Source organism: Marinospirillum sp. (assembly GCF_014859565.1).
In genome coordinates, this window is record NZ_JACUUA010000189.1 from 1 (window position 1) to 6,152 (window position 6,152).

Annotated in this window: 7 protein-coding genes; 2 read left to right on the plus strand and 5 right to left on the minus strand. The window is 51.5% G+C overall.

The annotated features are described in order from the left end of the window. Both IBX50_RS15985 and IBX50_RS15990 read left to right on the plus strand, forming a co-directional pair. Nucleotides 1-481, plus strand: a 481-nt coding sequence (locus IBX50_RS15985; RefSeq protein WP_292257294.1) for an LPP20 family lipoprotein, incomplete at its 5' end; no start/stop codon positions are given. Between the two features lie 96 nt (nt 482-577). After that, nucleotides 578-1,783, plus strand: coding sequence for a flagellar assembly protein T N-terminal domain-containing protein (locus IBX50_RS15990; RefSeq protein ID WP_292257295.1), 1,206 nt, complete (start codon nt 578-580; stop codon nt 1,781-1,783). A gap of 5 nt (nt 1,784-1,788) precedes the next feature. Here the strand turns inward: IBX50_RS15990 and glpE are convergent, their stop codons facing one another. The 5 genes from glpE to IBX50_RS16015 are packed head-to-tail and all read right to left on the minus strand — an operon-like array spanning nt 1,789 to nt 6,068. Continuing rightward, on the minus strand, nt 1,789-2,103 hold the full coding sequence (gene glpE / locus IBX50_RS15995; RefSeq protein WP_292257296.1) for a thiosulfate sulfurtransferase GlpE: 315 nt from the start codon (nt 2,101-2,103) through the stop codon (nt 1,789-1,791). Nucleotides 2,104-2,133: 30 nt separating this feature from the next. After that, nucleotides 2,134-2,958, minus strand: coding sequence for a symmetrical bis(5'-nucleosyl)-tetraphosphatase (locus IBX50_RS16000; RefSeq protein ID WP_292257297.1), 825 nt, complete (start codon nt 2,956-2,958; stop codon nt 2,134-2,136). Next, nucleotides 2,940-3,779, minus strand: coding sequence for a 16S rRNA (adenine(1518)-N(6)/adenine(1519)-N(6))-dimethyltransferase RsmA (gene rsmA, locus IBX50_RS16005; protein ID WP_292257298.1), 840 nt, complete (start codon nt 3,777-3,779; stop codon nt 2,940-2,942). The genes IBX50_RS16000 and rsmA overlap by 19 nt, the downstream gene beginning before the upstream one ends. 3 nt (nt 3,780-3,782) lie before the next feature. Next, the gene (gene pdxA, locus IBX50_RS16010) at nt 3,783-4,763 is read right to left on the minus strand and encodes a 4-hydroxythreonine-4-phosphate dehydrogenase PdxA (RefSeq protein ID WP_292257299.1); all 981 of its coding nucleotides are present in this window, start codon (nt 4,761-4,763) and stop codon (nt 3,783-3,785) included. Nucleotides 4,764-4,766: 3 nt separating this feature from the next. Further along, a complete protein-coding gene (locus IBX50_RS16015; protein WP_292257300.1) occupies nt 4,767-6,068 on the minus strand; it encodes a peptidylprolyl isomerase in 1,302 nt (433 codons plus the stop codon). Between the last annotated feature and the right edge of the window lie 84 nt (nt 6,069-6,152).

Below are 6,152 nucleotides of genomic sequence, written 5' to 3' on the forward strand. Positions count from 1 at the left end.
ACAACCTGCTGGACAACCTGCTGAACAATCCAGTCAGACTGCACAGGCAAATAATCTGGAAGTGGTGGTTGTACGTGTAAATGGTTATGGCGCTGCTGGTGGAGCTGACTCCAAGCTCAGTGCCAATCAGAAACGCCTGCTGGCTATGCGCGCCTCCAAGATGGATGCTTATCGTGCCTTGGCCGAGCGGGTTCACGGCACACGTATTCAAGGTTCCACTACCGTCAGTAACCTGGTCACCACTGATGACCAGTTACGTGCTTATGTGGATAACCTGGTACGTGATGCCCGGGTTACCAGTGTAAAAGAGCTGAGTGATGGTTCTTTTGAAACCCAGATGGAACTGATTCTGGAGCCGCGCGTTCAACGCTGTATGCTAGAAGGCAATGCCAGCGATCCAGCCTGTCGTCCGGTTGCCATGATTAGTGAGGGTTCCCACTCCAGCACTGCGCGTCCCACTTCACGCTACCATCTGGACTGATACCCGGCAGTTGATACTCTTGACTGAATACTGGACTTTTTGAGCGGGAAGTATCAATCTGATGCTTCCCGTTTTGCTTTTTATGGATCTGATTTCATGTATAAATCGCTCATTTTAAGCCTGATGCTGCTGCTTGCCCTGCCTGTTCAGGCACAATGGATTGAAGCCACCGGCTCATCTGTTATACAGCATCAGGATCTGGTTAATGCCCGCCGCGCAGCCATCCGTGATGCTCTTCGACAAGCCAGCTTTCAAGGGGCTTTGCATGTGCAGGGTTATCAGGCTATGAATCAGGGTCAGATTCATACGGATCAACTCTCCATTGCCACCCAGAGCAGCATCAGTGAAATGCAAGTGCTGGACGAAAAAATTGAACGCGGCATGATGTTTGTGACCGTCAAGGCTCGGCTGGAAGACAGCGGTCGGTGCCAGGGTGGTAATTATGCCAATGGTTACAAGCGCAGCCTTGCCATCAGCAACTTTTATCTGGAAAAGCCCCGTTCAGCCAACATGGGGGCATTGCATGATGTGAATGAGCGACTGCCACGGGAAATTTTACAACGGATGCAGGGTTATGATCGCCTGCGAGTGCTGGATGCTGTGCGCTACCAGCTGTATACCGACACCGCCAGCATTCCCACCTCGGTCAGTGATCGTGGCACCCTCACCACGGCAGTGGATACTGCCACTCGCATTGGCTCTCAGTATGTACTGACCGGCGTAGTCCGTAATCTGGATTTGTTGAATCCAGAGCTGGCCGGTGAGCGCACAGTGATGCAAAACCTGTATGAACGTAATCGTTACCGGGGTGAGCGTTTTGCTCGTGAGTTTAAGGTGGATCTGTTTATCCACGATGGTTTCAGTGGTGAACTGGTCAGCAGTCGCAGTTATTCGGTAACCGGCAACTGGACAGAAAACCGCACTGAAAAAGTCGGTTTTGCCAGTCCACGTTTCTGGGAAATTGATTACGGTCGCAAAATAGATGTGCTGATTGAACAGATGATCAGTGATCTGCATGTACAGGTTGGTTGTCAGCCTTTTATGGCGCGTATTACTCGTACCGATAACCGGGATTTGTACATTGATGCAGGATCAGAAGCCGGTCTGCAGCCAGGTGACACTCTGAGTGTTTATCGCCTTAACACCTTTTTTGATCACACTCAGCGGGCTTACACAGAGCTGGTTCCTGTTGATCTGACTTTGAGCCTGCAGCGGGTTCAGCCCGGATTTGCCAGAGGTAATCTGGTCACCTTGCCGGAAATGGTCAATATCCAGCAGGGTGATCTGGTGATTGCCTGGTAAAAGACTTATTCACAACGATCCGGATGGCAGGTTTTCCAGAACTCAAAACCGCCATCCAAACTGTACACTTCTTTAAAACCCTGATCGACCAGAAACTGTGCTGCACTCTGGCTGCTCATGCCGTGATAACAGCACACCACAACAGGCTGGGATTTGTCGGTCTGTTGTACAAAATCCTGAACATTGGCGTTATCCAGCCGACAGGCATTTTTGATGTGTGCTGAGTCAAAACTTTGTGGATCACGGATATCCACAAAGGTCACCTTACCTTGATCCATCAATTCACAGGCCTGCTGAGCCTGAATAATTTTAAAACTCATAAGCCATTTACCTCAGGTTTAAAATCGACATTATATAAGGTCTTTCTTAACTGCTGCCACCCGGAATACCTGCTGATCCTCCAGCCGTAATGCAGTCAGAAACTGTCCCCATACACAGCCGGTATCCAGAGCATGTATGCCGGTGATGCCGGTGTGACCCGACAAGGCCGCCCAGTGACCAAACAATATCCGGGTTTCCGCCAGCACCAGGCCCGGATAACTGAACCAGGGTGCATAACCCTTGGGTGCACTACCGGCCTCACTTTTGGTTTCCAGATCCAGCGTACCATCCGGCTTGCAAAAACGCATGCGGGTCAGGTAGTTCACCGCACAGCGGTAGCGCTCCTGCCCGGCCAGATCATCATTCCAGCAGCGGGGTTTGTTGCTGAACAGATGCTTCAGCAGCGTTTGCTGCCGGACTGAGCGCATTTCCATTTCCACTTCTGCTGCCAGTGCCTGAGCCTTGGCTAGACTCCAGATCGGCGGGATACCGGCATGTGTCATCACAAAATTCAATTCAGGATCATGGTGCAATAGCGGCTGCCTGCCCAACCAGTCGATCAGTTCTGCCGCATCACTGGCTTTTAACAGCTTATCTAACGTATCTGATCGCCGGGTTTTGCGCTGCTCGCGGGCAACGGCCAGCAGATGAAAATCGTGGTTACCCAGTACCACCTTAACCTTGTCACCCAGATCAGCAACATAGCGCAGCACCTCCAGCGAACCCGTACCCCGGTTCACCAGATCACCTGCCAGCCAGAGTTGATCTCGCTGTGGATCAAAAGCGATTTCTTCCAGCAGTCGGCGAAATGCCTGATAACATCCCTGTATATCACCTATTGCGTAGGTTGCCATGCCTGTTCCGTTTGATAGTTGGAGAGATAGCTGGAGAGATAGTTGGAGAGTTTCACAAATTCTTCCAGTGTCAGGGTTTCCGGTCGTCTTTGTGGATCGATACCCAGATTTTCCAGCGCTTCCACCTCCAGCACACCACGCAGATTATTGCGCAGGGTTTTACGACGTTGTGAAAAAGCCAGTCGTACGGTATTTGCCAGCTGTGCTTCATCTTTGGCAAGATGAGTGGGCTGTACTTTGGGTGTTAATCTTACAATTGCCGAGTCCACCTTGGGCTGCGGATCAAAACATTCTGGTGGTACACCAAACAGCGACTCAACATCACAATAATATTGTGCCATCACACTTAATCGTCCCCACTGGCCGGTTCCCGGTTGAGCAGCCAGACGATCCACCACTTCTTTTTGCAGCATGAAGTGCATGTCCTGAATCAGCCCCTGAAAAGACAAAAGATGAAAAATCAGTGGTGTGGAGATGTTGTAAGGTAAATTGCCCACCACCCTGAGTTTCTCATCCTGCTGCCGCAGCGAGGAAAAATCAAATTTCAACGCGTCTGCTTCGTGGATGGCAAAACCGGGATAATTAAAAAATTTTACGCGTAAAATCGGGATCAGGTCACGATCCAGCTCAACCACATCCAGCTGACCATTTTCTTCCAGCAATAATTCGGTGATGGCTCCCAGTCCCGGACCTATCTCAACCAGATGATCCTGACCACTTGGCGCCACTGAACGCACAATACGACGAATGATGCCGCTATCCTGCAAAAAATTTTGTCCAAAACGCTTACGCGCCCGGTGTCCCTTAGGGGAAACAGCCATGGTTCAAACCTCAAAGATGGTGGCGTAATGAAGTGCAGTTTTCAGGCTGCCGATATTGGCCTGCCCAGTTCCGGCCAGTTCCAGTGCGGTGCCATGATCAACAGAGGTACGAATAATGGGTAAACCCAGGGTAATGTTGGCAGCACGGCCAAAACCCTGATATTTAAGTACTGGCAAACCCTGATCATGGTACATCGCCAGTACCGCATCACCCTGGGCCAGATTTTTTTCTGTAAACAAGGTATCTGCAGGCAAGGGACCAATCAGATTCAAACCTTCTGCTCGCAGTGCATCAAGAGTTGGTTCAATCACTTCTATTTCTTCGCGCCCCAGATGCCCGCCTTCACCAGCATGAGGATTTAGCCCACACACCAGAATACGCGGATGGAGATAACCAAAACGTCGTTGCAAATCACGATGCAGGATATGGATTACCTGTGTTAACCGCTCAGGTGTGATGGCATCCGCTACCTCACGCAGCGGCAGATGGGTAGTGGCCAGTGCCACTCTAAGCTCTGCTGTTGCCAGTAACATCACTACCTGTTCACAACCACAACGCTGTTGCAGAAACTCGGTATGACCAGTGAAGGTTATACCCGCTTCATTGATGATCCCTTTATGCACTGGCCCGGTGACCAGCCCTTTGGCTTTTTTCTGTAGACAGAGATCAGTCGCCAGCTCAAGGGTTTCCAGCACATAACCAGCGTTGGCCGGGTTAAGTTCGCCAGCCACTGCCGCTTGTCGCAGTTTGATCGGCAGAATACGGATGTTTTGTGCATCACCCGGCTGCTGTAATTGAGCCGGGTTGACTTCCTGCAGTTGCAGCTGAATCCCCAGCTGCTCGGCACGAGTCTGTATCAGATCAGGATCGGCCACCAAGACCCAGTCAGGGGACCAGCCTTGCTGAGACAGTTGAACGACAAGGTCAGGGCCGATACCAGCAGGCTCACCGGGGGTAATCAACAAGGGTAAGGCGTTATCCATACATCAGCTCCGTATTTCAACCCAGGTGCTGTCGCGGATTTCGCGCAACCAGTTCTGTACTTCTTCTTCAAAGCGCCGCTCGGACAACAGCTGACGCACCTGCTGACGTCGCAGTGCATCAGTCAGATCCGATTGGCGGCGTTCTTCCACTTCAATCAGGTGCCAGCCAAACTGACTCTGCACTGGCTGGGATACTTCACCCGGTTCCAGATTGTTCATGGCCTGTTCAAAGGTCGGCACCATCTGACCGGGACTGACCCAGCCCAGACTACCACCGGATTGTTTGCTACCACGATCATCAGAAAGCTCACGAGCCAGAGTGGCCAGGCTTTCACCTCGGTGAATACGATTACGCAACTCACGGATCTGTTGTTGTGTAGCCTGTTCATCACGTAAAGCATTCGGGGTCAACAGCAAGTGGCGGGCGCGGGTCTGGTTAACCAGATGCTGGGCACCCCCTCGAACTTCGAGCAATTTGATCAGGTGAAAACCACTGGGGCTGCGAATGGGTCCAGCCATGCCACCGGCAGACAGGCGCACCACCTGATCAGCAAATAGGGAAGGCAGAGCTGCAGCTGTACGCCAGCCCAGATCACCACCGCTGAAAGCTTCATCACCTGCAGAGCTGGATACTGCCAGCTCCTGGAAATCCTCACCGGCATCCAGGCGTTTTTTTAACCCCTGGGCACGTTGCTGTGCTGTGGTAATCTCGGCTGGTGTTGGGTTATCAGTGACCGGTATCAGGATATGGCCGACCCGAAATTCACGACCTTCCTGCTCCAGTGCTTCCGGCGAGGCCAGGTAGTTTTCAATTTCCTGCTGACTGACTTGAATACGATCACCCACCCGGCGCTGGCGAACTTGAGAAATCAACATTTCCTGACGGATTTGTTCACGAAAAGCAGTAAAACTCATACCATCCGCTTCAATGGCCTGACTGAACTGACGCAGGGTCATATCATTCTGGCGTGCAATACGATTTAACGTCTGGTTGAGTGTTTGTTCATCAAGCTGCATGCCCGCACGCTGTGCCAGTTGTAATTGAATGGTATCCAGAATCAGGCGATCCAGCACTTGTTGACGCAAAACAGTTTCCGGTGGCACGCGCAAGCCTCGATCAGTTATTTGTGCCCGTACCTGTTGCATCCGCTGTTGTAATTCACTCTCCATCAGAGCTTCTTTATCCACCACGGCCACCACACGATCCAGCAGACGCGGCTCAGCAGCAGCCAAAACTGCTGGCAGACACAGCAACAACAACAGCCCGATACGACCAAACCAGGTTCTGGTTGCGAATTTCAGCACAAAATCACTCCTCAATTTATCTTATCGGTCAGTATAACCCTGTATCTCGGTACTCAGCAGATCACGAGTACCCTGCCCTACACC